Raw genomic sequence first — 24658 nt, 5'->3', positions numbered from 1 at the left:
ACAGTACGTACGTACTGTTTATTTGGTTGGGGGTGACGCTGATGTGGGATCCCGTCCAGTACCTGGCGTTTTCCGATCACCGCGCGCGGCCGTTCCACGACCTGCTCGGCCGGGTCGCCGCTGACACGCCACGCCGGGTTGTCGACCTCGGCTGTGGGGCCGGAAACCTGACCGAGGTGTTGGCTTCGCGCTGGCCATCGGCCGTGGTCGAGGCCCTGGACTCGTCGCCGGAAATGGTCGAGGCGGCGCGCTCGCGTGGGCTCGCGGCCGAGGTCGCCGACGTGGCCGACTGGATGCCGAAGCCGGACACGGACGTCGTGGTGACCAATGCCGTGCTGCAGTGGGTGCCCGGCCACGACGAGCTGCTGCGCAGGTGGATCGCCGCCCTGCCGCAGGGCGCTTGGTTCGCCTTGCAGGTCCCGGGCAACTTCGGCGGGCCGTCACACACCCTCGTGCGCGAGCTGGCCGCTCGGTGGAACCTGACCGCGTTCCGCGACGAGGACCCGGTCCTGGACCCGGCGGGCTACGCCGACGTCCTGAGCGAGGCCGGCTGCCAGGTGGACGCCTGGGAGACGACGTACCTGCAGCAGCTCAGCGGCCCCGACCCGGTGCTCGAATGGGTCGCCGGCACCGCCTTGCGCCCCATCAAGGCGATCCTGGGCGACGACTCCTTCGAGGATTTCCGCGCCGAACTGGCCCCCATGCTGCGCACCGCCTACCCGGCCTCCGCCGACGGCACGACGTGGTTCCCGTTCCGCCGCGTGTTCGCGGTCGCGCGGGTTCAGGGCCGCGGGTAGGCAGGCCGCGCGCGCCGCTCGTCGGCATCGATGCGCTTCTTGCCGATCCCGGTGGTCTCGCTGATCTTGGCCCGCGCGATGCCCGCGGCGCCCTGCACCATCGGGTGATCGGCGATCGCGCGGTAGGTGCGCAGGATCTGCTCGTAGCGCTCGCGCCCGGCCTTGGCTCCCAGCACGTAGCCCACGGCCGCGCCCGCGACGAAACCGATCATGTCCTGCCTCCCGCGTCGAGTGGAGTCCCCATCATCGCGCAAGCAGGGCGAATCCGCTGGCCCCGGTGGGTAGGCCCCCTGCCAAAACCCGGTGGAGGGGTGCGCTAGAGTTACGCGTCGTCGGGTCAAGTGGCCGGGCAACGAAGAGCGGTCCTCCGTAGCTCAATTGGCAGAGCATGCGACTGTTAATCGCAGGGTTGTTGGTTCGAGTCCAACCGGAGGAGCTTAACCCCAGGTCAGCGGCCTGGGGTTTCGTTGTTTCTGGTGCCCGTCAATTGCGCCGGGGCTCAATCGGAGCCATCTAATGGACGCGTCATCTGCAGGACGACCTCGATGAACTGGTCGAGGGGCAGCCTGGCCCGCAGGTCGCGCAGCCAGGCCAGACTGCCCGGGTCGGGCGTGACGTCCATCTTCAGGCCGAGGTCGGCCAGTTGCTTCGACGCAGCGTTCACCACGGGCGGCCCCTGAGCCGGCAACTCCTTCAGCGCGTCGTCGTCGCCGCGCAGGTAGTCGGTCGTCTTGTGCGTCGGCCAGCCGAACGCGGCTTCGATCGCCGCCAGAACCTTGCGTCCCACGTATTCGCCGGCCTCGGCGCCGGCCACGCTCCGCTCACTGACCCCGGCCGCCTCGGCGAGGCGAGCTTGGCTGCTGCACTGCCGGGCCATGCGTGCTTCCTTGATCGCCTCACCAAGCACGCGGCGGCGCGGGTCGTGCTGCGGCTTCGGCCGGGCTGCGGGTGGGTGTCGACGGGAGTCGCGGGCCTGGGGCACACCTGCAGAATGCCGCAGATTCGTCCGGCGGCCAAATCGGCGCGACTCTGGCTCAACCTGCGCATCTACTTGCTCGAACATCTCCGCAGATTAACGCAGAATTTTGCAGAACTCAACGGTGCCGCCCATCATCCCTGGTCAGGCCAACTTGATAGAGGCGCGCTGATCTGCAAAAATCTGCACCATGCCGAAGCCGAACGGAGCGCAGATCCGTCGACGGCGCCAGGAGCGCGGCCTCACGACTGCGGAGCTCGCTGCTCGGGTTGGCTTCACCAACGAAGGATCGATGCGCAACATCGAGAACCGCAACGACTCGACAGCCATGATCAAGCTGTACCGGATCGCGCGGGAACTGGGCGTCGCCGTCGAAGAGATCATCGCGGCCGACGACGCCGAACCGTCGGCCGACGGCGATCCGGACCACGCCCGATTACCGGCGCCGAGTGGTGATCGCCGGTAACAAGTTTCCGGCCGGGTCCGCTGCGGAGTGGACCCGGCCGGATATGGCCTTTTCTAGCCGAGCCGCAAATGCAAAACGCTCACGACGACGAGGGCCGCAATGACCGTGGCAACGAACAGCGTGAGCAGGCGAAGGAAGGCCGCGGTGGAACCTTCCATGACGCTGCGGACGATGTTCCAGATCAGCTTGTACAGGTTCACCAGGGGCACCACTCGCTGCACGAGAGCATGGCAGGGCCCGGTGTTGCGGATATCATGGGCTGGACAGCTCCTTCCAGGATGACGGGTTGTCGCCGGGCGGGTCGTTGCGGTGCAAGCGCGCGACCCGCCCTCTTCATGCCCGAAGGATTATGGCGAAGTGTGAGATCGACGGCAGTAGTGGGGTCATTTGAATTCCCCCACCCAAGTCGCCCTCTACCAGTTGTGCTGACCGCATTGCAATCCACAGGGTTGCCCCCAAAGGCTGATCTGGCACCGATTATTTGGTTGTTCGCAATTGCTCCCGCCGCAACCTTTTCGTGGCAGGTCAACGCCGTCCCGTGAATGATCGCTCGCCGCGGAGCTCAGCCGTGCACACCAGATGGCCCGGCATGTCCAGTGGCTCAACGCCGGACGGCAGTAGGTTCGAGCGCCCTTGGTGCCGCCAGGCAGGTCTCGCGGCTCGCGGCTTGGTCATCTCTGAAGACCTCTTCACCGTCGTCCGAGGTAACACCACGCGACCTGACGCAGGCCGGCCTCCGCTAGGATGACCGCGTGATAGACGCGTAGTCAGCTTCCCTCTGGCTGTGGTTGGAGCAGCTGCACCCCAGGTCACGGGCCTGGGGTTTCGTCGTCTCGGGGCGGTAGCTCAGCTGGTTAGAGCAGAGGACTCATAATCCTTTGGCCGTGGGTTCGAGCCCCACCCGCCCCACCAGTAAAACCGCTTCTCGCCAGGGAAACCCTCTCATCCGGGGCCACTCTCGTCTGCCACAATCTGCCGTGATTTGGCCCTGTTTGCCACCCTTCACGGGACAGTCACGGGACAGACTCAGCGCCAGGGACGCCTCTCTGACCTGCGAAGATCGCGGGCGATGGCACCTAGTGCATCGATTCAAAGGGAAGAGGCGCGCCCTCAGTGGCCGACGACTGCTGAGGAAGGACCCTCCAGATCTCAGGTCGGCGACGGTGAGATGCCAGGCGCGACTGGTATGGCGAGCGATTGCTTGCCTGGGTTTAGTCGTCGGTCGACCCTTCAGTACTCGGTGTAGGGATCGTTGGTTGAGGTCTGAATTCTCCACACCTTAACCACGGTCTCTGTGGAGTTCATTGCCAGCGAGCAGGCAATGATCTGCGTGACTGCTATTCCAAACATCAGCATCATTGAGCGACTTGAGTCGTCAAGTGGGAAGTTGTGATCTGAGATCAAGTGAAGGGATGCGACCAGCAGCGCAAGCAATGATCCGAACCCCGTCAACGCTCCCCAGAAAATTGCGGGTAGCGAAAGTGCGGCTACAACCCATCCTGGCTCCTTGCCCTTGAGGGCCAGCACGTAGGCCGCGACTATGCCGACTGCTGACGCAAGGACGTAGGTCTCGACGATTGGATCCCAATGAAGTGATTGGAGCACAGTGCCCCACTGTGGTCCGCTTGGAGGAACATTTCCGGTAAAAAGATACGATGTTCCATTTCCTATTACGTAGGATAGCCAAAGCCACATACCTTGGACGCCCACAATTGTTGCTGTTGTCAGGCTCGCCACCGCGGCCGCTGTTCGTGGCATCTGGCTCAACCTTGCCGATGCCTGCCTCGCTGTCGTGGCGGTCGCTCGGGCTACCTTTGCGCCAGTCTGCCAGGCGCCAATCCAGGCCACAGTCAGATTGCCTAAGATGAACACGATGGTGATGATTGCCGCCGGTCCGAATATCGCCTTTAGTGCATCCTCAACCAGATCGTCTGGCTTGGGGATCGAGTCAAGAGGCACCATTCATCTCACCGACTTATTCTAATCGGCTGGACAACCTTGCAAGCTAGGATCGCCTTCGGTGTCTGACTTGTTTCAAGATCTTCCCTGCTTGGTCGAAGTCAAGAAGAACATAGCGAACGCATACTATCTTTCAAGCGCGACATCGATCCTTGCGTTTAGCGCATCGCGCTCACCGTGGATGCATTTGGCATAGACGGTGAGTAGTACCGCCACGGAGTGGCCGGCCCGCGCTGCGACCTCGGTTGTGCAGCACATAGACCAAGACGGCGAAGCCGAGCCCGAACGGCACCAGCCGGGTCAGGTTGTCGGCCATGTCAGCTCACCTCCATGGCAGAGGCGGGCAGCTGCGTCACCCGATTGTCGAGACTTTGCTCAGGTGACAACTTGTTGCTGTTACTAGGCTTTTGGGTGAGACCCCTTGCGGTGTCACCCAGTGCGGGTTCTACGCTTCTCGCGTCTACTCCAGTGTTTCGGGTGGACAGCGCAGAAGCGGGAAAAGGTTGGTAGCCAGGGTTCCGCTTCTGCGTCCAGCACTCGGTGAAACTTGATCCGGGCATGCGGCATCGCCACATGACCAGCGTGTGTTTGTCTCTTGTGGACTATTCGGAACTGCTCAGTTAGTCGAGAGATCACCCACTTTGATCAACGTGCAGTCGTGGAGTTGCCGGACGAGGTTGTGCGCGAGCACCCACCGGATCCGCGAGTCGGTCAGAGCGACCAGCTCATCTCCGATCACCTGTGGGACGCGGCCGGTGACGTAAAAACCACCGCGAACCGCGACTACCGGATACCGCCCGGCTCGAACCGCCACGGCTCCCCGCCGCAACGCCGGGCATGCGCGCGACGCGACCCGCACGCACGGCAGGCACACGGGGGGTTCGGTGGTCGCAATACCTTCGGGCCAACCCGACCGGTCGTCCCGGTGATCTGGCAGCAGCCACAAAACGCCGTCGGCGGTCTGGTCGGCGGGACTGTTGCAGACCTGGCAATGCAACCGCCGCATGGCCTGCCTATGCCGCAACGGATGCACCTGCCCAAGCACCGGTCGTCCTTGGCGTGGCGCCCAGGACATCCGCGCCCACAGCACACCGTGCTCGTCCCGATCGATGACCCGTTCATCCGCGTAAGCGATGCCCCGCCCGGGGATCTCCGTGAACAAGCACGGCAGTAGTTCCTCCGCCGACCACGCCGAGATGTACGGCGCGAGAGCAGAGCGGCTCGTGAGGTCAGTAGTCATAGGGCTGGCCTTCATCCCGCGGCTTCGCGTGCCGCCCCTGGGGCGTGTACTTGGGGTCCAGCTCGTCGGCGAGGATCGACGCTTCTCGTGCCAGCTCCACGCAGAAGTCCAGCAGCAGCCGCGCACCGTCATCATCCGGCGCAGCCGTGATCACGACGTCCGCCGAGTTCAGGTACAGCACCAGCGCCGATTGGTGGACGGTGAGCTGCGTGTACTCCGCCTTCGCTTTGGTGCGGAGCGAGTACGTCACCTGCGCGGTCATCGCTTCCGCCCCGGTTTGGCCGCCGCGAGCTGCACCCGCAGGTAGTTGACCTGCTCGGCCAGCACCAGCAACGCGGCTTCGTCGATCAGCAACGCCAGTCGATACCCGTCGCCGAACCGGATCTCGCCCCGGTTCGCGCCCGGCACGGCCGTGACCTGCGTCGGTACCTCGGTCGTGATGTTGACCGTCACCACATCACGCACGGCGGCCTCCCAGCTCGTCGTGCGGCCGCTGGTGGGGAGTGGGCCGCAGCACCGGGGCCGGCGAGTAACCATCTCGCCCCGCTCGTGCTTCCCAGTCCCGAGCCTGGAACTCGAACGCCTGCACCGCCGCACCAACCGCCGCCGAGGTCCACCACGGCAGACCAGGAGCAGCGCCCAGCTCCTTCCAGCAGACAGCAACGTCACGTGACGCAGCTGCCATGCTCCGAGCCGCATTGCGATCGCCCGGCTCCGCCATGGCCACCATTTGTGAGGCGTGCCCGTAGCTGCGGTAGGCCGCCTGCCATTGCTGCACCAGTTCATCGGGAACCATCGAGGTCCGAACCTTCCCGGGCCGCACCATGAGACCGACCGGCGCCCGGCCGGGCAATCCGAAGACCGACCCGACCGGGAACCCGCTCATGCCGCCCATCTCGTGTCTCACGCGGCCTTGGAGGTGGACTCGGTCGACTTCTGCGTCCGGCCACCGGCACTCGCTGCCCGGAAGCCAGAAGCGCGGAACAGGTACGACTGGTACTTGAACTCGCCGTTGCCCGCGACGCGCGGCTCAGCGGTCAGCCCGTCCAGCTCGACCGCCCGCATGCCGGGCAGTGCCTCCTGAGTGGTCGACACCGGCCGACCCGCTGCCCGGTCCTCCCGCGACTGGTACTCGGTATCGGGCGCGACCTCGCCGACCAGGACGAGGCCCTGCGGGAACGCCTCCGCGAAATCGATCGGGAACCTGTGTCCCTTGGAGATAGCCATCAGAGTGTGGACCTTCCGTTGTGTGCACCGGCCAATCCGGCGCTAGAAACACAATCGGTGGAATCCAGTCTCTTCTGTTCTGCGTTTATGGCTCATCTGGTCTCAACTGGTCGCGTCCGTATCTCGGCTGTGTCGCACGGAGTCTCATCCGTGTCTCATGAACATGCTATCGTGCCTGCATGGCAACAACGGGGGAGCAAGCCGAGGACCGGACGACGCTGTTCAAGATGCTGCTCAAGGAACGGCACTTGCAGGAGCACCGCGCATTCTGTCGCGAGTACGACCGGGTGGCCGCGAAGATGAATCCACGGCCGGATGCGCAGCCACCCAGCAAGGCGCAGTTCTACCGATGGCTTGCCGGCGATATGCGTCGCCTACCGTATCCGGACCACTGCCGAATCCTGGAGCGGATGTTCCCGGACTGGACCGTGAACCAGCTCTTCGAGCCGTACTCGGACGGTCTCGCCTATGTCCCGGAGCCAGCGCCTGCCGCCGAGCCGATGACGCCGACGCCGGCCGCGAACGTGCCGCCGGAGTTCGTCGCCCTGTACGCGCATCGCGCCGACACGCCCAACGAGCTGTGGCTGAAGCTGCTCAAGGGCGCCAACGAGCGGATCGACTTGTTCGCCAACGCCAGCCTGTTCCTGCCCGAGGACAACCCCGAAGCCATCGAGGTGATCAAGGCCAAGGCTGGATCTGGCGTGAAGGTCCGGATCCTGTTGGGTGATCCGAAGTCAGAGGCCGCGAAGCTCCGCGGCTACGAAGAACAGCTCTTCGACGGCATCCCCGGCCGCATCCAGATGGCGTTGGCGTACTACAAGCCGCTGGTGGGCATCGATGGCGTCGAGTTCCGCTTGCAGGCGACATCGCTCTACAACTCGATCTTCCGCTACGACGACGAGATGCTGATCAACCAGCACATCTACGGCGCATACGGCTACATCGCGCCGATCCTGCACCTACGGAAGCAACCCGGTGCGGACATGTTCGACACGTACATGAAGAGCTTCGACCGCGTGTGGGACGAAGAGTCGTACGAGTACCTGCCCGACTGAGCTACTTCGCGCGCACCGCCGCCAAGGTCGACAGGAACGTAGCCGTGTCTCCGAGGTCGTGCAGAGTCGCGTCCGGCCCGCAGCCAACCAGCTCGTCGTATGGATGCACGCCGGTAGCGACGGCGATGACCTTGGCGCCACCGTCGTGGCCTGCCTTCACGTCGAGCGGGGTGTCCCCGATCAGGATCGTCGAGTCCCGGTCGAAGGTGCGGCCGTACTTCTCGGCGACCTTGCGCCGGGATGCGTCGACAAGCTTCGACCGCACCGCATCATCGGACCCGAACCCGCCGACCTCCAGGTCAAGCCACTTTTCGAGTCCGAACGCGGTAACCTTGGCGTAGGCGTTAGGCGCGATGTTGCCTGTCAGCGCCGACTGGAGCACCGCATCGTCGTCGTGGAGGGCGGTCAACGCCTCGATGATGCCGGGCAGCACGTGCCCGCGGGCGGGGAGTTCGGGCGCCTTCTCCTGCATCGACTCGATCAACACGTCCGTGAACTGGTCGATGGAGGTGTACTGCTCTGCGGGTTCGCCGTTGGCCTCTAGCAGCTCCCGCATGATCACGAAGTCGGTCCGCCCGTGCGTCTCGGGCCTCACGGCGGCGGCCTTGCCGGTCAGTCTCGTGAAGGCGCCGAGATACGTCTCCTTGCTGACCCCGCCGTTCTCGATCAACGTGTGGTCCACGTCCCAAAGCACGAGCGTCGAGGGCATGCCGGCCGGTGCGTGATCCATGATCGAAGGGTCTCATGGACGCAGTTGCCGAACAGGGAAGGCGCTTGAACACCGATCTGGCGAAGCTGCTCACGATCGCGGAACAGGCCGTCGACCTGGCCCACGGCATCGTGACGACCCACCGGCCGGCCAACGTCCGCAACAAGACCGACCGCGACACCGTGACGGACGTTGACCTGCGCATCGAACGCGAGCTACGAGCGTTCCTGGCGCGGAAGACGCCGGAGATTGGTTTCCTCGGCGAGGAGGAAGGCCGTCACGAGTCGACTCAGCAGGATGCGTTCTGGGTCCTCGACCCGATCGACGGGACGTCGAACTTCGTCCATGGTGTTCCGCTCAGCGCCGTGTCGCTTGCGCTGGTCGTCGACGGCGTGAGCCACGTGGGAGTGATCGATACGCCCTTCTTGGCCAGCCGGTACACCGCCACCAAGGACGGCGGGAGCTACGTCAACGGAGCTCGTATGCAGGCCAGCAGCACCGAGCGAATGTCCGAAGCCATCGTGTCCGTGGGGAACTACTCGGTTGAGCCGGGTCTGAGGCCGAGAACGCGCGCAAACTGCGGATCACGCAGCTGCTGGCCGAGCGAGTCGAGCGGGTACCAATGTTCGGCTCAGCGGCGATCGACCTCGCGTGGGTCGTCGAAGGGCTATGTCTCGTGAACTACTTCCAGCTCGTCTCCATGCATGTAGGCAAATTCGATCTGCGCCTCACTGCATTGTGCTCGTGCAATCACGAGAGATTCGTCGGGGATGTGGTCCATTGCGGCCATGAAGTGAATATCAGCTCCCAACGCGCAGGCCATTTCGACGTCGCGGGATATCTGGTCTAGATCGAATGCTTGAGCCTGTGTCTTTACTTCGCCGGATATAATTAGACCGTCGCGGACGCCGAAAATGTCACACTCTAGCTTCCTGTTTCCCTCCAGAACAACGTCGACTCCGGGTAGTAGATACGTAGTAGCGGCATCATTGGTTAACGCTTCTATGGCCACCAGATGCGGAATTACGCCTTGATCGCTAGCTCTATCAACTAGCGCGTTCAGGCGATACGTACTTGTAACGCCATTCTTGTCCGTCTGGTAGCCCTGTGCGGTCCCGCAACCCGGACAGCTAGGTGTGCCACTGCCTGGAACTTCCGCCAGCGGAACAAAACTGTGCACGCCGCAAGTTGCACATGCGATCTCGAATCCTCTTTCGGACCATGACATTGAGCAGAGAAGTTCTAGAGCAACGGTGGCCGAGGCCACGCCTAGGCCGCCTATTGACCGATTGCTACGGTATCGACGTTCACCGCGGAAACCCCAATCGTTAACTAGCTTCTCTACCGCGGAGGCGTCGATATCCACCCCGGTCGTCTGTAGCTGCGCCAACTCTTGTCGAAGTCGCTGTGCGCGCGGCGTTGTGAGGCTGGAAATAACTTGATAAATATTTGGCTGCAACAGGCCAGACGTCGATCCCCGCGCGGAAAGAGCTTGGCCGATTCTCCCCTTATCGGAAAGTGAATGCGATTCGCAGGACTCTTTAAGTATGACATCGACGGCGGTCGACAGGGATGGAATGCTGAGTTTAAGAAAGTAATCATCAGAAGCGTATGTATTGATCTGAAGGGAGCTGTTGCGCCACGTAGAGTTTCTAAGTATCAGCTCGGCGACTCCCTGTCTGCGCGGATATTTGTCAAAGGTATCGCCTTTGATCCTGAGGAGGTTAAAACCTTCGCTCAATGAAGCGGGCGCCTTAAATCTTAGCGACGTTTCATTCCGGAAAAGCTGAACGTCTACTGGTGCTGCTTGACCGTACTCTCGCCGCCATGCAAACCAATGACGTACGTCGATGTAGGATTTGTCCGCAGAGATTCCAACCCGGTATGTAAACGGCTTCTGACGAAAAATCGGCGGTGTACGAAATCCTATCTTCGGTTTCTTGAAAGATTTTGTTAGATTTAGGTATTCCGCAACAGTTTCGAGGTCGACTTCGCTTGCGGTAAGGCTGCAGATGATGAGGTCGGGAGAGTAGCCTTCAGGGCGTTCTAGGGCGCCGGCGAGCATTTTGCCAAACTCGGTCCAATGTGTTACGTCAGACAGAGGACATAAGGCCATTGGAACAGCGTCATGCCTCAGTGGCCTTAGGGCGCGAATATTCCAGAAGTAAATACAATCGCGGATATCGTCGTCTTTGACAAGCCAGAGCAGTGCGGGTACGTCTCCTACAAAATCACGCTCGTGCTCGTAAAACTGCCGGGTGGTCTTATCCAAGGCTGTGTCGAGCATTAATTGCGCTGTGCCGATCTCTGCCCCGGTACGCGACCGCCGTCCCCAACCGGCTGCTTGAATCTCGTCTCGGTGATCAAAGTCGATGATGTCGCCGGCTGCGGCAACTTCCCAGAGTGAGGCATTAGGGCTGGCTATCACGCAGTTCATCTCACCAGGAGATCTGTCGCTTGCCGACAGCGGATGTGTCGTCCAATATGTAGGAGTTGCCCAATTGTCAATATATTCGAGAGGTATGAGAGCGAGATTCAACTTCTCGGCTACTAGGGACGCTTGATCGATCAAAGCGTCGACGTTGACCAAGCAATCAACGTCAGCCGCGGAAACTACCTGCAGTGACCAAGGCGAGAGAGTTCCATCTTCAGGTATCTCAATGATGGGTTCGGTAGCGCCACCCCATCGTGTGGTTGCTTCTTGAGCTGCACGGATAAAGCCACTGCGGCTGCCACTGGCAATCAGATAGGTAGCACGTGCCGGCACAGACGAAACATGCAAGACTGATTGCCCGAGATATTCATCAGTTGATGATTGCTTGCGGGACGACTGTTTAGCGTCAGTGATATTCAGCATCTTACGTCGCCTGCCTCTAAGTACCGCAACTACAACGGCCCAGTCTGTGTAGCTGTTCGCACCGTACTGCCGAACTCGGCTCTAGGGGATCAAGGCGCGCCGCCCGCGGCGGCGCGCTGGTGCGGTGCCGTTCGGCCGGCTGCGCCTGCGCGGCAGGGATCGGCCTACCGCTCCGCTCCCGGACGCGCGGCGAGCCAGCCGACCTGTTCCGCGCCGTAGCGCCGCCACGGCGAGGCGCGCTGGTGAACTGTGCCTATGGTCGACGAGCCGCCATCATGACTTGCGTGACGCAGTGGATCCGCTACTACTGGCCGGACGATGACATCTGGCACTACCTCGAAATCGACGACAGCGACGGCCACGCCTCTCGCCACGTTGAACTGCAAGGCTCCGAGCTGCGACCAACCGGGGCAGCCACGCTGACCGAGACCCTTGCAGCCCGAGACGCTGGCCTGGCCGCGATGCAGCGTTACGAACGCGCCTACGGCGTACTGCCTGAGGGCGACTGCCGGAACTGGGACGGATTCGACGCCGAGCTGATCACCGTCACCGAGTTCGATGAAGCCTGGACAGCAGCGCGGCGGGCACTCGACCAGCGGACGTAGCCGACACAAGAACACATGTCCTCGCCGGGCGGGCAGCCTCCAGGGAAGCAGGGGAGCGCTGTCGAGTGGCGGCGGGTGGTTCGGTTCCGTGCGACGGGGAAGCCACCGAGACTCCCGTTGTGTGGTGGGGAGCCGCGGTGGCCAAGTAGGGTTGTGAACTGGCGTTTCAGCAGGTCAAGCTGCTGATTTGGCTGCGGAGGGACCTACGGGCTCACCGCGGGCTGATCATGGAACGTGAGTCCGCGAGCGCGGTAAAGCGGCAGGTCAGAGACGGTTTCCTGTAGCGCGGAGCGTGGCTCTCATAATCCTTTGGCCGTGGGTTCGAGCCCCACCCGCCCCATCTCATCTGACCAGGAAAAACGGCGCATGGCCAAGCTCGTAAGTTGATCTCTGGGTGCCGCTCGGGGTGCGAGTTACCATGCGTGCATGAGCGATGATCGTCCCGAAGGGCGTCGACGGGGCCGGATCGAGGAGCGCGGCGGCGCGCTGCGCGTGATCGTCTACGCGGGTCTCGACCCTGTCACCGGTAAGCGTTCCTACCTGCGCGAAACCGTCAAGGGTGTCGACAAGGCGGCGTGGAAAACGCAGAAAACAAGCTGGCTGAACTCCGAGCCCTGGTGATTCAGCAGCAGAACGCTGCGTCGTCTGTGAGTCTCAGCTACGCGATCGATGAGTGGTTTCGGAAGGCTGACCTGGCGATCAGCACGCGCGCCAGCTATTCCGGGTACATCGAACGAGTCATTCGGCCTACGCTCGGACGGGAGCCGATCCGGAAGATCGTGCCCGTGAGCTTGAGAGCCTGTACGCGGAACTGCGTCGTTGTCGGAAGCGCTGCGACGGCAAGCCGTTCATCGAGAAGCACAAGGCCGAGGGTGAGCACGACTGCGTGGCAAGCAAATGCGTGCCCCATGAGTGCAGCCCTATGGCGCGGTCGACCGTCCGGCAGATTCACTCAATCATCAGCAGCGTGATGAACGCTGCTGTGCGCTGGGGTTGGATCGCGGCCAATCCCGCACGCATAGCCCAACGGCCGAAGCAGAAACCGCCGGAGCCCGACCCGCCGTCGAGTGCCGACGCAGCTCGTCTGGTCGATAAGGCATTCGAGGTCAAGGACGACTGGGGAACGCTCGTGTGGCTGGTCATGACCACAGGCATGCTGCGAGGCGAGGTCGCTAGCCGCCGATGGCGAAACATTGATCTCGATGGCGAAGTAATCACGATTCGTCGCAGCTTCGTGTTGGGCCAAGAGAAAGACGCGAAGAGACACCAGATGCGCCGTGTCGCTCTGGACTCGGAGACGGTTGCCTTGCTTCGCGACTACCAGAGGTGGTGTGCAGAGGAACTTGCCAAGGTCGATGTCGAGCTGACCGATAACATGTACGTGTTCATGCGTGCCCGGAAGAAGGACCCAACCGCGCCATACTCGCCCGACACGATCTCCAGCCGCTACAAGCGGATGGCGACATCACTGGGCATCAACACACACATTCACGCGCTCCGTCATTTCTCCGCCACCGAACTGCTGACGGCCGGAGTTAACCTGCGAACGGTGGCCGGACGACTCGGTCACGGTGGGGGAGGGGCTACGACCCTCCGGGTTTATGCGGCATGGGTCGCCGGTGCCGACCGGAAAGCAGCGGAAATTCTGGGGTCCAGGCTTCCCAAACGTGCCGCGCGTTCGACAAAGCCGACGAGCAACGCACGCTCCAAGAAGCCGAAGACAGCCAGTTAGATGGAAGACAATGTTGCAATAGACGAACTCATCCTCGCCGAGAGGATCATCCTGGCACTCCACGCCATCAGGGCCGAGTCGGGCTGCGGCATCCACGAAGCCATCGACGAGTTCCAGCGACGCTACGATCGGCTGCGCGCCGAACGACCCGACGACTTCACGCTTCCACCTGATAAATACGGTCGCAATTTTTACTCATGAACGAAAAGCGAAACCTGACCGGTTGCGTTAGTTGATGTTCAGCGTCGCACGCACCGCGGGAAATATCTGCTGTGGTGGTATGAGCTGACCCAGCTTGCCTGTTCCGATCCAGGCAACAGCGGCGTTCTCTTCCGGGTCAAGGTTGCGGCATCTCTGGTCACGTAGCGGCACAGCACGTAATCACAGAGAACCTGCGTCGTCGGATGCAGGCGGCTACCCAGCTCGTTCACCACCGCACAATGGACTCCAGTCTCGGCGAGCGTTTCCCGGACCGCGACGGTCCGCGGGCGCATGCCTGGCTTCACCACTCCTGCGGGAAACTGCCAGGCGGTCTCGTCGCTTTCCGGGTCGTTCCGGCAGACCACCAGCGCTTCATTAGCGCGGACCACAATCGCAATTGCCACCTGTAGGGCACGTGCGGTATTCGCGGACGACTCGGATGGTGGTTGCAGTAGCTCATCGATTGCAACGCCGAAGATGGTTTCGAGCAGTCGTGCAGTGGCCGGCCGAACGGCTCCCAGCGGCCCGCGTCATCTCCACGTCCAGAGGCCAGCCGTAGCAGGTGTCGATAGCTCAACGTCCCCGGCTCGCCCTGCTCGACTGCGAACCCGTTCGCGAAGTCGACGAATTCCTCGAAGGTCAGTCGCCGTTCGCGGATCTTCAGCTCAAGTATGGTTCGTGCCGACCGGTTTGCCGGTCCCTTCGGCGGGTACGCCGCCGCGAACGACGCGCCGAACCTCGCGAATCGTCAGAACAGGCTCATTCGCTCATCGACCAGGTGCGTTGGCTCACCCAAGAACACATCCGCGCCGACCGGGCCGTACGCCAAGTTCAGCGTCTCGGCGCGGTAGGACCACTCGCCGGTCGAGGTATCGACCAGCCGATAGTTCAGCATCCACCGCACCCACGAACCGAGCGTCAGATTGACCGCCGGCGGTCGATGGCGGCGACGCACGCTGCCCCACGGCGAAGCGGTCGCCTGAACACGCAGCTGGGCGTTCACCAGCTTCAGCGTCACGATGGACGCATCGGGAACGGAGTGGGTCGCCTGCTCACGAGGCTCGAAATCGGAGCACTCGTCCATCATGACCTCGTGCAGGACCGGCAGGGTGACGTCAGGAAGCGGGAACGAGATCGGAGCCGCGTTGCGCCGGTCTGCCGCCGGAGCGCCGCGGGATCGCTTGGTCCACGACGTCGTGACCACCTGCGCGGCGATGTCCATGACCGGATTACAGCAGGACGGCACGTCGTCGACCGAGCCAATTACACGACACGCCCTCGCCTGGCAGGCAGCCTCTAGGGAAGCAAAGGAAGTGGCGGCGGGTGGTCGGGTTCCGTGCGGTGGCTTCCCCGTCGGCTGGCAGTGCCTACCCGGCGCGAGGCAGCCCACAAGCATGGACTGACTGCTTGCAGGCCGGCCACTCGCCGGGTCGAGACGGCAACCAGCCGACGGGGAAGCCACCGGAGGCGCACCTTGGTGAGCGGGCGAGTCCGAGTGTCAGTCGCGTGCGACGAAGCGGGCTACTCCTGCACCTACGGCGATGTGCCAGTGGAGGTGCTTGTTGTGTTGTTCGTCGCCCAAGGTGGTGAGCACTTGGCAGCCGCCGTGCTGCTCTACGGCCCGCGCAGCGGCCTGCTTGACCGCGCCGAGCAGTTCTGTGGCCAAGTCGTCGTCGAGGTCGAGCAGGGATGAGACGTGCTGGGTGGGGATCACGATGATGTGGTCGGTGCCGAAGCCCGGCTGTGGTGGACGGAACGCCAGGGTGTTCTCGGTCCGAGCGAGCACCTCCATCGTCACCTTGCCTGGAATGACTTCATCGCAGTACCAGTCTGGCCCCATGACTCGACCATATCGATGAGATCCGCGGTACGGTGTTTCCGCAGGTCGTGACACACTTCGGGGTGCAGGGCGGGCTACGGGCTCACCACGGGCTGATGATGGAACTTGAGCCCGTAGACGCGGTAAAGCGGCAGGTCAGAGGCGGTTTTCTGTAGCGCGGAACGTGGCTGTCATAATCCTTTGGCCGTGGGTTCGAGCCCACAATGGACGATATCTGCCGTCATTTGGCTCTGTTTGCCGCTACGGACTGCTCGTGGACGACCTTGCTCCGAATCCGGCCGCTGACCTGCGGTTACTGCCGTCCTGAGGTGGCCGCCACGGGCAAGTCGCTACAACTCCAGGAAGCGGTGCACATCGGCGGCGAGTTTGCGCATGTCCTCACCGGGCGCGTGCTCGGTGATCGCCGTGAAGTGCCACTGATCGTCGACGATCCGATCGTGCAGACCCCACGTCAGCTGCACCCGCGATCCCAGGTGCTCTGCAGACAGCGTGAGTTCGCGCTCCATGGAGCGCCACGTGCGAGCGTCGTTCCACCCGCGGAAGTCTTCCGCCAACTCGGTCAGGAAGGCGACAAGCCCATCACCGCCCATGGTTCGCACCGAGAGCTGGACTCGCACGGATTGGTTGTGTGCTATCACTAAGAAGTCGCGGAACGGATCGGCGGGGTCGTCCTGGGCGAACGGACGCAACAACTCACTGAAGCGCAGCTCGATCGCTTCCGGGTGCAGCCCACCCACTCGAATGACCGGAGCCGTTTCCTCATCCTCAAGCACGAACGGCAGGCTACGGCTCCAAAGCAAGCATCGGTACCCGTTATGCATCAGCTCACCCTCAGCCAGGACTCCGGAAGCGGGCAATCGGATTCCCGCAGAGCCAACGCTTCGACCGCTCGAGCCGCCGCGTGAATACATGGTCGCGAAGAACCCTCCTAGTGGCCGCCTGCGGCTGGCATTCCGTTGTCCCACATAGGTCACCGCGGTAAGCAGCTCCCGAGCTGCCGCTAGTTCACCTTCATCCCCGGATCGATCTGCCGCAGCGGGGGAGTGCTCTTGCGCTTGATTCGAGCCAACGGACTGTCGGTCAGTACCTCTCGTTCCACCGCCGATCGCGTCTGCCGTGTCGACCGCATCGAGGTCGTTGTCCGGCCGCCGCAGATCAAGCAGCCACAGGCGCGCTCGGATGCCATGGCCGTTGACCCTAGCGGCCTGGACCGTCAAAGCCGGTACGGCTGCGGTAGACGCGCGTCTCGCATATGGGAATCCACAGTGGACGTCGTTCGCTCTGTGTGCTGCTCTCTACGGGCATAAACCTTGGTCTGAATCCGGCTTCTGACCTGCGGATAGAGCCTGAAGCCAAGCGAGGACGGCGTCCAGATCGGCATCGGTGAGGCCGGTGCGTGGGTCGACCGAAGCCAGCAATGTCGGTGCTGCGTTGAACTTTCTTTTGATCAGGAAGGCTTCGCGGGCCTGTGGGCGAAGCTCGAAGTCATCGTCGAGCCAAGCAAGTGGTCGGCCGTAGCAATGCCTCGCTACCGCACGGAACTTCCAGTCGGGCCCGCTGTCTGCCAATGACCCGGCAAAGTCGATGACCGGCAGCCGTGGGAGGCCGATCGCGGGACCAATCACCACGTTGGCCCGGTCGCCCCAACTGGTGGCCCAGACCAGTTCGGCACCGGTCACGTCCGCGAGCGCCAGGAGAGCCGCACCGTGCGCGGGATTGAGCCAGACCGACGCCGTGGCCCTCCGCCAGCGCGACAGCCGATAACGGTGCTCGACAAACCCCGGTGGCCGGCCCTGTGCCGTCGCGGCCCACGGGTGCAATGGGCCGTCCACATCGAGCAGCAGCAACGGACGCATGATGTGCCCAGGCTATGCCGTCGCCCATGAGTCACGCGTTTCCCAGGTACACCGAAATGCGGGGCGTTGTGCGCGTCGGGCTCAGTGTGCCGTCGCGGCGTTCCACCACAGAACGCACCCGCGACGGTGTCAGGAGACGCGTACGCCGGCTGCGGGGAGGACCGTTCGCCACGGCTTGATGTTCGCGGCCATCGCCTGGGCGTCGAATGCCGCATCGAGCAGGCTTGTGGGGGAAGCCGTCGCGGCCAGGTTTGGGCCCAGCGTGTCCTGGTTCGCGGCGTGGGCTCGTAGCGACTCCAGCTCGGCCAGCTGCTCCGCGGTGAACTTCGGCGACAGGTTCGCGCCCTTGCCCACCAGGTCGAACGCCTGACCATTCACCGTCAGGCGCATTGTCGCCAGGAAGGTGAAGTGCGCTTCGACCTCATCGCACGGCGCCTCGAAGGCGACTTCGTCCGCGCTCGACAGCCGCAACCGCCCGCCATCCAACGCCAAGATCGCGGGCACGCACTTGGCGCCATTGATCTTGCTCCTCCGCCAGTACAGGCCGGCGGCGAACGACACAGGCGGCGGAGTCGGGTGCACGGTGCGAGTGTATGTAGCCACCGGCCACACCCTCACGACGCCCTCGCCGGCCCCGGTCGTGGGCGGGGACATGGGGTCAGGATGCGGGGCTTCGCGTTGCCTCGCGACGTGGTTCTCGACGGCATCTGTCAGTTGGGTCCTTTGTGGTCGGAGAAACGGACAACCCGATCGTGGTCGCACGGGTGGTGAGGTGTCGAAACGCCGGGGCCGATCGGGTGCGTGCAGCCGGAGATGTGGCTGGTCACCGGCCTGCTTGGACCAATTCGGGTGTAGGCTCCAGGTGTCGATGGGCACTTCGCATGCCGGCAACCGAGCTGGTTTCGTCCTCGGCGAGCCCGTCCGGCCGACGTCTCGGCCGGGAAGGGAATCCCGACATGGTGTCGGTCCCGCATGATCCCGTTGCCACCTCTGAGGCCAATGCTGCCGAGCAGTCGTTGCGCGTGCACCTGAAGCCGACGGCGCCCAATCCCGAGGGCCCGGGACATGTCGACGGGGCATGGTGGCCCCGTTCACGGGATCTGGCCGCCGGGTTGCCGACGTTGATCGCGGCGCTGGCAACTCGGCTCGGCGCTGTCGACCGGGTGGCTTACAACCTCGACGAGTGGCAGAGCGCGGCACGTCGCATCGAGGGTGGGGCGAACCGCGTCCGGCTCGAAGGTTTCCACTCGCAGGGCACCGACACGGTTGACGTCATCGGGCCCCGCGGCCGGGTGACGATCCTCGTGATCCCTCCGGCGAGGTCGGCCGAGACCGCGAAGACGATCGCGCTGGCCGCCGCCGACGGGCGCAACACGGACTCGGTCGGCACCCTCTTGGCCCGAGGCGCCGCGATGCCCGTAACGCAACCGGCGTCGGTGTGATGGAACGTCGACCGACCCAGCAGGGAGCACACATGACACCGACGCCGGGGGACGATCAAGGACGACCGATGTCGCAGTTCGCGAACTCCCGTGCGCGGGCCCAGCGCGAGCGAACCGATCACCGCAACCGCGCCATTCGCACGGTCGCGGGCCAGGCACGCGATCGCGAGGAGTTCATCGGTTTGCTGGCCATGCTGGGACTTGACGACACCGACGGCGGCTGGTCGGCGCTGAGCCGGTCGCTCGCCGACTACGTGCAACAGGTGGCGGCCGCCATCGGCGTGCCGGCCCACGCCGTCGCCTACGAGGTGACCGACACGGCCACCGCGTACCTCGGCCTCGCCCAACGCTCACCCAACCACGCCGGCCGCGATCTCATGCTGGTGTGGGACGAACAGCTCGGCTGGTACGTCGCCATCGAGACCCACCCCGACGAGACGCCGCTCGTCCTCAGCTACCTCCGTGGCGATGCCGTGCCGCCGCCCGCCGTGGTCGCGCGGTTCGTCGCCGCGGTCCTCGACGGCGTCCGCATCGATCGGCTCCACTCGGTCCAGCCGCCGCTCGACCGGATCGCGATGGCAAGGAAGATGTCCGACACCCGCGTGACCCACCAATGAGTCCACTGTGGCCGAAGGACCAGCAGGTGGCGGTCGCATTCCGATCCGCGATCGGCACGGTCCGGGCGTAGACTGACACCGCTGACAGCGTTGGTCCCAGACCCCGATCGACGCCCGGTGCCGCCAAGTGTCTAAGGGGTCTTCTGGTGCGAGTCGGAATTCTGGATTTGCTGGGTCCACCGGCGCGCCGGCCGGTCGACCTCGGCTATCAGCTGCTGATCACCAAGCAGTACGCCAGCATCACCCCACAGGCCATTTCGGTGTGGTGCCGTCGCAAGGGGCACGAAACCTTCTACGCGACCTATTACGGCGTCGGCAAGCCGCACCGCATGCTGCCGATGGACCTCGACGTCGTGTTCATCTCCTGTTACACCCAGGTCAGCCACATCGCGTACGCGGTGGCGAAGCTCTACCGCGCGGCCGGTGTGCGCACGGTGATCGGCGGGCCGCACGCGAAGGCGTTCCCCGTCGACTGCTTGCGGTTCTTCGACCTGGTGGTGCGGGAATGCGACCCGGAACTGATCGAGGACATCGTCACCGGTCAGCACGACCCAGGTTCGATGATTTCCTCGGACCGGCCGTTCGACGACGTGCCGACGGTCGAGGAACGGATGCCGGAAATCCGTTCGTCGGCATTCTTCTGGGGGCGCAAGCGGCTTCCGCTCAGCGCGGTGCCGATGCTCGCGAGCATGGGCTGCCCGTACCGGTGCGACTTCTGCATCGACTGGAGCAGCACCTACCGGCCGCTGCCCGTCGACCGGCTCGCGGCCGACCTCGGCTACCTGTCCGAGCACCTGCCCGGCTCGCTCATCGTCTTCCACGACCCGAACTTCGCGGTGAAGTTCGACGAGGTCTTCAAGACGCTGGAGGCCCAGCCGCCCGACCGCCGGCCGCCCTACATCATCGAGAGTTCGCTGACGGTGTTGCGTGGCGATCGGCCCCGCCGGTTGAAGGAGACCAACTGCGCCATGGTCGCCCCGGGCGTGGAATCGTGGACCGACTACTCGAACAAGGCGGGGGTGGGTCGCACCGCCGGGGTGGCGAAAGTCGACCGGGTGGCCGAGCACTTCGCCCAACTCGCGGAAAACGTGCCCTACCTGCAGGCGAATTTCATGTTCGGGCTGGATTCCGACCAGGGCGACGCTCCGGTCGAGCTCACCAAGCGGTTCATGGACAAGGCGCCCTTCGCGTTCCCGACGATCAACATCCCGGTGCCGTTCGGGGGCACGCCCCTGCACGACCAGCTCACCGCGGCCGGGCGGATCCTGACCGCGATGCCGTTCAGCTTCTACTACGCGCCCTATATGGTGACCACGATCAAGAACTACGACCCGGTGACCTATTACGAGAAACTCATCGACCTCTATTCCCACGCCTCGTCACCGGACATGCTGCGGCGGCGGCTGAAGACCACGACCCACCGGCCGATCGCCTACGTGCACCGCGCCCGCACGGCCAGTTTCCGGGCCGACATCAGGAGTTTCCAGCGGATCGCGGACATGCTGCGTTCCGACCCGCAATTCCTTGCCTTCCACGAAGGCAGGAGCACGGCATTGCCCGCCTTCTACCGCGAGATAGGGGAGCGCATGCTGGGCCGCTACGCCGAACTGCTGTCCCCGGCCGAGCGGACGCCGGACCTCTCACCCGCCGACAACCGGTCGCACCCGCATGCGCTCACGATCACCAAGCGGTAGCGCGCGAGATCCGCGAGGGAGGCACCGTGGGCGGTACGCTCCACTGATGGTGTACTGCTTCGGCGTAGCGCGCGGCCTGCATCCGGCGGCCCGCAGTGGACGCTGACGAACGCCAGAGCGTCGTGTGGTCGGCGATCGAGGCGCTGGCCGCTGAGGACGGCGTTGCGCCTTCGGTCCAGCACGCGTGCCGGGCTTGCGTGGCCGCCGTCTCCGCCATCGGTGGTGGCGTGTCGATGGCGCATCCATCGGGGGTCGCGGAGCCGCTGTTCGCCACCGACGCGGCCAGCGGTGAAGTCCAGCTCCTGCAGTTCACCGTCGGGCAGGGACCGTGCGTGGACGCGCTGGCCGGGCAGCGGGCGGTGCTGGTCAAGGACATCAAGTCGCCGGACAGCGGCCGTCGTTGGCCGTTGTTCTCCCGGGGCGCGGTGGCCCTGGGAGTAGGGGCGGTGTTCTCGTTCCCGATCCAGTCAGGGGCGATCCGCTTCGGTGTGCTGGACCTGTACCGGCGGGCGACCGGAGGATTGAGCGCGCTCGAGCTGACCGACGCGTTGCTCTACGCCGATGCGGCCCTGGCGCTCGCGCTGGATCGCGATGGCGACTCCAGCTCGGTCGAACGGTTGCTGGATGTGACGTTCGTGGGCCGGCAAGCCGTGGTGCACCAGGCCGCGGGGATGGTTTCCGTGCAATTGGGTATGTCCATCGCCGACGGGATGGCGCGGTTGCGGGCCCACGCCTTCGCCGAGGACCGCCAACTCGGTCAGGTGGCCGCCGACGTTGTCGCACGCAAGCTCCGGTTCCACGCCGACGGCGAAGGCACGACCGTACGCACGACCGACGAGACAGCAGACGACATCAACACCTCCGGTGACGGCGCAGGGGACGCGTCGTCACCGGACTCCGGAGGATGAGGGACAAATGAGCGCAACCGATGCGCGGGCACGTGAGGTTTTCGTGGAACTCGCGGACACCCTTGTCGCGGATTTCGACATCATCGACTTTCTCGAGACCCTCGCCGAGCGGGTGGTGGAGTTGCTGGACGTCGCCGCGTGCGGACTCCTGCTGGTCGACCAGCACGGCGCGTTGAACCTGGTCGCCGCCTCCACCGAACAGACCCGCATGCTCGAGCTGTTCCAGGTCCAGACCGCCGAGGGGCCGTGTGTGGAGTGCTTCCGCACCGGTCAGCCGATCGACGTCCCCGATCTGGCCGTCGCCGACACCCGGTGGCCGGTCTTCGCGCCCGCGGCACGCGCCGCCGGCTACCGCGCGGTGCACGCGCTCCCGATGCAGTTGCGCTCGGACACGATCGGCGCGCTGAACCTGTTCAGCGAAACGGGCTCGGTGCTGTCCGCGGACGCGCGGCAGCTGGGTCAGACCATGGCCAACGCCGCGACCATCGCGATCCTGCACCAGCGGGCCATCAGGCACATGGAACTCGTCGCCGACCAGTTGCAGACGGCGCTCAACAGCCGGATCGTGATCGAGCAGGCCAAGGGCGTGCTCGCCGAGCGGCACGGCGTCGACGTGGACGAGGCGTTCGTGTTGTTGCGCTCCCACGCCCGCCACCACCGGTACAAGCTGTCCGACCTCGCGATGGCGGTCATCCACAACGAACAGGTGATTCCGGCTCCGTGAGCGGTTGTCCGAGGTCCCGGCATGCGGGTGACAAGGTGTCGGCGGCACAATACGAAGCGTATGGTCGAGTGACTGGACTGTGGCACTCGTCCTGCGTTGATCCCCGTTGGCCCGGACCCCGCCGACCCGCGTCCGAGGGTGGAGGCGTCGGCACATGGCGGACATCGACCGGCGCTTGCGGCATCTGCTGCGCGAGCGGGCGGCGCTCGCCGACGGCCCGAGCCTCAAGCCGGTGTTGCGGCACGTCGTCACCGTGGCCAGGGAATTGGTCGGGGTTCCGTACGCGGCCGCGGGCATCCTCGACGAGGACGGGCAGCTCGACGACTTCGTCTACGAAGGAATCGACGAGCCCACCGCCGAGCTGATCGGGGCCCCGCCGGAGGGCCACGGCCTGCTGGGGAACCTGCTGGACCGGGCGACGCCGATTCGCGTGGACGACCTGGCCGAGCAGCCGGGGACGGCTGGATTCCCGCCGCGCCACCCGGTCATGAAGAGCTTCCTCGGCGTGCCGATCCGGATCCAGGGCCGCACGCGCGGCCAGCTGTACCTGGCCGACCCGGCGCGCGGCCGGTTCGATTCCGACGACGAGGACCTCGTCGTGGCGTTGGTCACCAGCACCGCGGTCGCCATCGAGAACGTCGAGCTGCGCAGGCACTCGCGGCAGCGGGAACGGTGGCTCGCCGCCGCGGCGGCCGCCGCCGGCCAGGTGCTCGGTGGCGGTGGTGCCCGCCCGTTCGACCCCGTGCCGCGGTTCGCGCAGCAGACGGCCGAAGCGGACTTCGCCACCCTGGTCCTGGTCACCGACCAGGACCGCCTCCAGCTCCAGGCGGCCACCGGGATCTTCGCCGACGAGGCGCCCGGACGCCTGCTCGACATGGACACCAGCCTCGCCGGGCAGGTCGTGCGGTCGGCCCGGCCGGTGCGCACGCAGGGGTACCCGGACACCGGGGACACGCACGTGGCAGCGCGAATCGGTTCGGTCGTCGTCGTGCCGATCGCTTCCGGCGGTGTGGTCATCGGCGCGCTGGGCGTCGGGCGACTCGCCCCCAGGCGCTCGTACACCGACGCGGACATCGGCCACCTCGTCGAGTTCGCCGAGCATGTGGGACTGGCCATGGAACTGAGCCGAGCCCGCACCAGGACCCGAGACCGCGGCGCGGCCGAGGTCGACCGCATCAGCGTCGAACTCGACAAGCAAGTGGTCCAGCGGCTCTTCGCGGTCAGCCTCGGACTCGAGGGCCTGATGACGATCGGCATGAGCCCGGTGGTCCGCGACCGGCTCACCCGGTCGGTCAGTGCGCTCGACGATTCGATCGACCGGATCCGCTCCATGGTGTACGGCATCGACAGCACGATCGGCCGGGACCGGCCGCGGTCCCTGCAACACCAGGTGCTGGCCGCCGTCGAAGACTGCACGCCGGCGCTGGGCTTGTCGGTGACGACCACCTTTTCCGGGGAACTCGACAGCACCGTTCCCGACGCGGTGGCCGACACCGTGATCGAGATCGTGCACCTGGTGCTGCAGTCCATCGCGGAGCACGCCGGTGCCTCACGAGTCGAACTGGGCATGACCGTCAGCGCCGACTTGCTCACCATCGATGTCGTCGACAACGGCAGCGAAACGCACGCTCCAGGACCTTCGTTGCGCGAACAGGCCGAAGCGCATGCCGGCCGCCTCGACACGCACTCCACGCCCACTGGTGGCACCCGCATGACCTGGACCGCCAAGATGGCGTGAGGTTGAGCGGCCAAC

General features: G+C 64.6%; 30 protein-coding genes and 2 tRNA genes. 16 read left to right on the top strand and 16 right to left on the bottom strand.

Going from position 1 to position 24658, the window contains the following annotated elements; all coding sequences use genetic code 11:
* Positions 1-41 precede the first annotated feature (41 nt).
* The gene (locus EV186_RS23745; protein WP_133851610.1) at positions 42-797 is read left to right on the top strand and encodes a trans-aconitate 2-methyltransferase; all 756 of its coding nucleotides are present in this window, start codon (positions 42-44) and stop codon (positions 795-797) included.
* Here EV186_RS23745 and EV186_RS23740 read toward each other — a convergent pair.
* Positions 782-1009, bottom strand: coding sequence for a hypothetical protein (locus tag EV186_RS23740; protein WP_133851609.1), 228 nt, complete (start codon positions 1007-1009; stop codon positions 782-784). The genes EV186_RS23745 and EV186_RS23740 overlap by 16 nt on opposite strands.
* A 151-nt stretch (positions 1010-1160) precedes the next feature.
* On the opposite strand from EV186_RS23740, the gene EV186_RS23735 reads away from it, so the two are divergent.
* Positions 1161-1233 (top strand) — tRNA-Asn (locus EV186_RS23735).
* Positions 1234-1296: 63 nt separating this feature from the next.
* Here EV186_RS23735 and EV186_RS23730 read toward each other — a convergent pair.
* A complete protein-coding gene (locus tag EV186_RS23730) occupies positions 1297-1860 on the bottom strand; it encodes a helix-turn-helix domain-containing protein (protein WP_133851608.1) in 564 nt (187 codons plus the stop codon).
* Positions 1861-1963: 103 nt separating this feature from the next.
* Here EV186_RS23730 and EV186_RS40720 point away from each other — a divergent pair, with 103 nt between their 5' ends.
* Positions 1964-2239: a helix-turn-helix domain-containing protein gene (locus EV186_RS40720; RefSeq protein ID WP_133851607.1), complete on the top strand. Its 276-nt coding sequence runs from the start codon at positions 1964-1966 to the stop codon at positions 2237-2239.
* A gap of 53 nt (positions 2240-2292) precedes the next feature.
* Here EV186_RS40720 and EV186_RS39035 read toward each other — a convergent pair whose 3' ends face one another.
* Positions 2293-2439, bottom strand: a complete 147-nt coding sequence (locus tag EV186_RS39035; RefSeq protein WP_166659299.1) for a hypothetical protein — start codon at positions 2437-2439, stop codon at positions 2293-2295.
* A 635-nt stretch (positions 2440-3074) separates the two neighbouring features.
* On the opposite strand from EV186_RS39035, the gene EV186_RS23720 reads away from it, so the two are divergent.
* Positions 3075-3151, top strand: a tRNA-Ile gene (locus EV186_RS23720).
* Positions 3152-3469: 318 nt separating this feature from the next.
* Here the strand turns inward: EV186_RS23720 and EV186_RS23715 are convergent.
* The 5 genes from EV186_RS23715 to EV186_RS23690 all read right to left on the bottom strand — a co-directional run bounded on the left by EV186_RS23715 (position 3470) and on the right by EV186_RS23690 (position 6665).
* On the bottom strand, positions 3470-4201 hold the full coding sequence (locus EV186_RS23715; protein ID WP_133851606.1) for a hypothetical protein: 732 nt from the start codon (positions 4199-4201) through the stop codon (positions 3470-3472).
* A 613-nt stretch (positions 4202-4814) separates the two neighbouring features.
* On the bottom strand, positions 4815-5438 hold the full coding sequence (locus tag EV186_RS23705) for a hypothetical protein (RefSeq protein WP_133851605.1): 624 nt from the start codon (positions 5436-5438) through the stop codon (positions 4815-4817).
* On the bottom strand, positions 5428-5700 hold the full coding sequence (locus EV186_RS23700) for a hypothetical protein (protein WP_133851604.1): 273 nt from the start codon (positions 5698-5700) through the stop codon (positions 5428-5430). The genes EV186_RS23705 and EV186_RS23700 overlap by 11 nt, the downstream gene beginning before the upstream one ends.
* On the bottom strand, positions 5697-5903 hold the full coding sequence (locus EV186_RS23695; RefSeq protein ID WP_133851603.1) for a hypothetical protein: 207 nt from the start codon (positions 5901-5903) through the stop codon (positions 5697-5699). The genes EV186_RS23700 and EV186_RS23695 overlap by 4 nt, the downstream gene beginning before the upstream one ends.
* 438 nt (positions 5904-6341) lie before the next feature.
* On the bottom strand, positions 6342-6665 hold the full coding sequence (locus EV186_RS23690; RefSeq protein WP_133851602.1) for a hypothetical protein: 324 nt from the start codon (positions 6663-6665) through the stop codon (positions 6342-6344).
* Between the two features lie 179 nt (positions 6666-6844).
* Between EV186_RS23690 and EV186_RS23685 the strand changes: the two genes are divergently transcribed.
* Positions 6845-7720 (top strand): phospholipase D-like domain-containing protein, encoded by an 876-nt coding sequence (locus EV186_RS23685; RefSeq protein WP_133851601.1) that lies wholly within the window; start codon positions 6845-6847, stop codon positions 7718-7720.
* A 1-nt stretch (position 7721) separates the two neighbouring features.
* Here EV186_RS23685 and EV186_RS23680 read toward each other — a convergent pair whose 3' ends face one another.
* Positions 7722-8450 carry an HAD family hydrolase gene (locus tag EV186_RS23680; RefSeq protein WP_133851600.1) on the bottom strand — a complete coding sequence of 243 codons (729 nt, stop codon included), beginning with the start codon at positions 8448-8450 and terminating at the stop codon, positions 7722-7724.
* Between the two features lie 44 nt (positions 8451-8494).
* Here EV186_RS23680 and EV186_RS23675 point away from each other — a divergent pair, with 44 nt between their 5' ends.
* A complete protein-coding gene (locus EV186_RS23675) occupies positions 8495-9109 on the top strand; it encodes an inositol monophosphatase family protein (protein ID WP_166659298.1) in 615 nt (204 codons plus the stop codon).
* Here EV186_RS23675 and EV186_RS23670 read toward each other — a convergent pair.
* Positions 9097-11286, bottom strand: a complete 2190-nt coding sequence (locus tag EV186_RS23670) for a hypothetical protein (RefSeq protein ID WP_133851598.1) — start codon at positions 11284-11286, stop codon at positions 9097-9099. The genes EV186_RS23675 and EV186_RS23670 overlap by 13 nt on opposite strands.
* 284 nt (positions 11287-11570) lie before the next feature.
* On the opposite strand from EV186_RS23670, the gene EV186_RS23665 reads away from it, so the two are divergent.
* The 4 genes from EV186_RS23665 (at position 11571) to EV186_RS23655 (ending at position 13824) form a co-directional block, all read left to right on the top strand.
* Positions 11571-11891, top strand: coding sequence for a hypothetical protein (locus EV186_RS23665; protein ID WP_133851597.1), 321 nt, complete (start codon positions 11571-11573; stop codon positions 11889-11891).
* 426 nt (positions 11892-12317) lie between these two features.
* Positions 12318-12512: a hypothetical protein gene (locus EV186_RS40145; RefSeq protein WP_243754232.1), complete on the top strand. Its 195-nt coding sequence runs from the start codon at positions 12318-12320 to the stop codon at positions 12510-12512.
* A gap of 349 nt (positions 12513-12861) precedes the next feature.
* Complete coding sequence (locus tag EV186_RS40140) at positions 12862-13623, top strand: tyrosine-type recombinase/integrase (RefSeq protein WP_243754289.1); 762 nt, start codon at positions 12862-12864, stop codon at positions 13621-13623.
* On the top strand, positions 13624-13824 hold the full coding sequence (locus tag EV186_RS23655; protein WP_133851596.1) for a hypothetical protein: 201 nt from the start codon (positions 13624-13626) through the stop codon (positions 13822-13824).
* A gap of 38 nt (positions 13825-13862) precedes the next feature.
* On the opposite strand, the gene EV186_RS40815 is transcribed toward EV186_RS23655, so the two are convergent.
* The 6 genes from EV186_RS40815 to EV186_RS23625 all read right to left on the bottom strand — a co-directional run bounded on the left by EV186_RS40815 (position 13863) and on the right by EV186_RS23625 (position 18102).
* A complete protein-coding gene (locus EV186_RS40815; protein WP_166659297.1) occupies positions 13863-14228 on the bottom strand; it encodes an NUDIX hydrolase in 366 nt (121 codons plus the stop codon).
* A gap of 344 nt (positions 14229-14572) precedes the next feature.
* On the bottom strand, positions 14573-15046 hold the full coding sequence (locus tag EV186_RS23645; RefSeq protein ID WP_133851595.1) for a hypothetical protein: 474 nt from the start codon (positions 15044-15046) through the stop codon (positions 14573-14575).
* Between the two features lie 276 nt (positions 15047-15322).
* Positions 15323-15664 (bottom strand): HIT domain-containing protein, encoded by a 342-nt coding sequence (locus tag EV186_RS23640; protein WP_133851594.1) that lies wholly within the window; start codon positions 15662-15664, stop codon positions 15323-15325.
* 329 nt (positions 15665-15993) lie between these two features.
* On the bottom strand, positions 15994-16437 hold the full coding sequence (locus EV186_RS23635; protein ID WP_133851593.1) for a DUF6228 family protein: 444 nt from the start codon (positions 16435-16437) through the stop codon (positions 15994-15996).
* 522 nt (positions 16438-16959) lie between these two features.
* Entirely contained in the window at positions 16960-17520 is a 561-nt protein-coding gene (locus EV186_RS23630; RefSeq protein WP_166659296.1) for an HAD domain-containing protein, read from the bottom strand.
* 129 nt (positions 17521-17649) lie between these two features.
* Positions 17650-18102 carry a hypothetical protein gene (locus EV186_RS23625; RefSeq protein ID WP_133851592.1) on the bottom strand — a complete coding sequence of 151 codons (453 nt, stop codon included), beginning with the start codon at positions 18100-18102 and terminating at the stop codon, positions 17650-17652.
* Positions 18103-18401: 299 nt separating this feature from the next.
* Here EV186_RS23625 and EV186_RS23620 point away from each other — a divergent pair, with 299 nt between their 5' ends.
* From EV186_RS23620 to EV186_RS23595, 6 genes are all read left to right on the top strand, one after another.
* Entirely contained in the window at positions 18402-18962 is a 561-nt protein-coding gene (locus tag EV186_RS23620; protein ID WP_133851591.1) for a DUF5994 family protein, read from the top strand.
* Positions 18963-19030: 68 nt separating this feature from the next.
* Complete coding sequence (locus EV186_RS23615) at positions 19031-19579, top strand: DUF6292 family protein (protein ID WP_243754231.1); 549 nt, start codon at positions 19031-19033, stop codon at positions 19577-19579.
* A gap of 146 nt (positions 19580-19725) precedes the next feature.
* Positions 19726-21273, top strand: coding sequence for a B12-binding domain-containing radical SAM protein (locus EV186_RS23610; protein ID WP_133851590.1), 1548 nt, complete (start codon positions 19726-19728; stop codon positions 21271-21273).
* Between the two features lie 95 nt (positions 21274-21368).
* Positions 21369-22181: a GAF and ANTAR domain-containing protein gene (locus EV186_RS23605; protein ID WP_133851589.1), complete on the top strand. Its 813-nt coding sequence runs from the start codon at positions 21369-21371 to the stop codon at positions 22179-22181.
* Between the two features lie 7 nt (positions 22182-22188).
* Positions 22189-22905 (top strand): GAF and ANTAR domain-containing protein, encoded by a 717-nt coding sequence (locus EV186_RS23600; RefSeq protein WP_133851588.1) that lies wholly within the window; start codon positions 22189-22191, stop codon positions 22903-22905.
* Between the two features lie 154 nt (positions 22906-23059).
* Positions 23060-24643: a GAF domain-containing sensor histidine kinase gene (locus tag EV186_RS23595; RefSeq protein WP_133851587.1), complete on the top strand. Its 1584-nt coding sequence runs from the start codon at positions 23060-23062 to the stop codon at positions 24641-24643.
* The last annotated feature ends 15 nt before the right edge of the window (positions 24644-24658 follow it).

Source organism: Labedaea rhizosphaerae (assembly GCF_004362825.1).
In the GTDB taxonomy this organism is placed as follows: domain Bacteria; phylum Actinomycetota; class Actinomycetes; order Mycobacteriales; family Pseudonocardiaceae; genus Labedaea; species Labedaea rhizosphaerae.
The sequence above is the reverse complement of the archived record's forward strand: the minus strand, read 5'-3'. Positions and strand labels throughout refer to the sequence as shown.

Bases quoted from the DNA above. Each gene is read 5' to 3' on its own strand.
- EV186_RS23700 (WP_133851604.1), bottom strand. From the start codon at position 5,700: ATGACCGCGCAGGTGACGTACTCGCTCCGCACCAAAGCGAAGGCGGAG.
- EV186_RS23730 (WP_133851608.1), bottom strand. From the start codon at position 1,860: ATGTTCGAGCAAGTAGATGCGCAGGTTGAGCCAGAGTCGCGCCGATTT.
- EV186_RS23600 (WP_133851588.1), top strand. From the start codon at position 22,189: ATGAGCGCAACCGATGCGCGGGCACGTGAGGTTTTCGTGGAACTCGCG.
- EV186_RS23685 (WP_133851601.1), top strand. From the start codon at position 6,845: ATGGCAACAACGGGGGAGCAAGCCGAGGACCGGACGACGCTGTTCAAG.
- EV186_RS23615 (WP_243754231.1), top strand. From the start codon at position 19,031: ATGTCGCAGTTCGCGAACTCCCGTGCGCGGGCCCAGCGCGAGCGAACC.
- EV186_RS23745 (WP_133851610.1), top strand. From the start codon at position 42: ATGTGGGATCCCGTCCAGTACCTGGCGTTTTCCGATCACCGCGCGCGG.
- EV186_RS23640 (WP_133851594.1), bottom strand. From the start codon at position 15,664: ATGGGGCCAGACTGGTACTGCGATGAAGTCATTCCAGGCAAGGTGACG.
- EV186_RS40720 (WP_133851607.1), top strand. From the start codon at position 1,964: ATGCCGAAGCCGAACGGAGCGCAGATCCGTCGACGGCGCCAGGAGCGC.
- EV186_RS23595 (WP_133851587.1), top strand. From the start codon at position 23,060: ATGGCGGACATCGACCGGCGCTTGCGGCATCTGCTGCGCGAGCGGGCG.
- EV186_RS40140 (WP_243754289.1), top strand. From the start codon at position 12,862: ATGAACGCTGCTGTGCGCTGGGGTTGGATCGCGGCCAATCCCGCACGC.
- EV186_RS23690 (WP_133851602.1), bottom strand. From the start codon at position 6,665: ATGGCTATCTCCAAGGGACACAGGTTCCCGATCGATTTCGCGGAGGCG.
- EV186_RS23655 (WP_133851596.1), top strand. From the start codon at position 13,624: ATGGAAGACAATGTTGCAATAGACGAACTCATCCTCGCCGAGAGGATC.
- EV186_RS23740 (WP_133851609.1), bottom strand. From the start codon at position 1,009: ATGATCGGTTTCGTCGCGGGCGCGGCCGTGGGCTACGTGCTGGGAGCC.
- EV186_RS23630 (WP_166659296.1), bottom strand. From the start codon at position 17,520: ATGCGTCCGTTGCTGCTGCTCGATGTGGACGGCCCATTGCACCCGTGG.
- EV186_RS40145 (WP_243754232.1), top strand. From the start codon at position 12,318: ATGAGCGATGATCGTCCCGAAGGGCGTCGACGGGGCCGGATCGAGGAG.
- EV186_RS23645 (WP_133851595.1), bottom strand. From the start codon at position 15,046: ATGGACATCGCCGCGCAGGTGGTCACGACGTCGTGGACCAAGCGATCC.
- EV186_RS23715 (WP_133851606.1), bottom strand. From the start codon at position 4,201: ATGGTGCCTCTTGACTCGATCCCCAAGCCAGACGATCTGGTTGAGGAT.
- EV186_RS23670 (WP_133851598.1), bottom strand. From the start codon at position 11,286: ATGCTGAATATCACTGACGCTAAACAGTCGTCCCGCAAGCAATCATCA.
- EV186_RS23705 (WP_133851605.1), bottom strand. From the start codon at position 5,438: ATGACTACTGACCTCACGAGCCGCTCTGCTCTCGCGCCGTACATCTCG.
- EV186_RS23620 (WP_133851591.1), top strand. From the start codon at position 18,402: ATGCCGGCAACCGAGCTGGTTTCGTCCTCGGCGAGCCCGTCCGGCCGA.
- EV186_RS23680 (WP_133851600.1), bottom strand. From the start codon at position 8,450: ATGGATCACGCACCGGCCGGCATGCCCTCGACGCTCGTGCTTTGGGAC.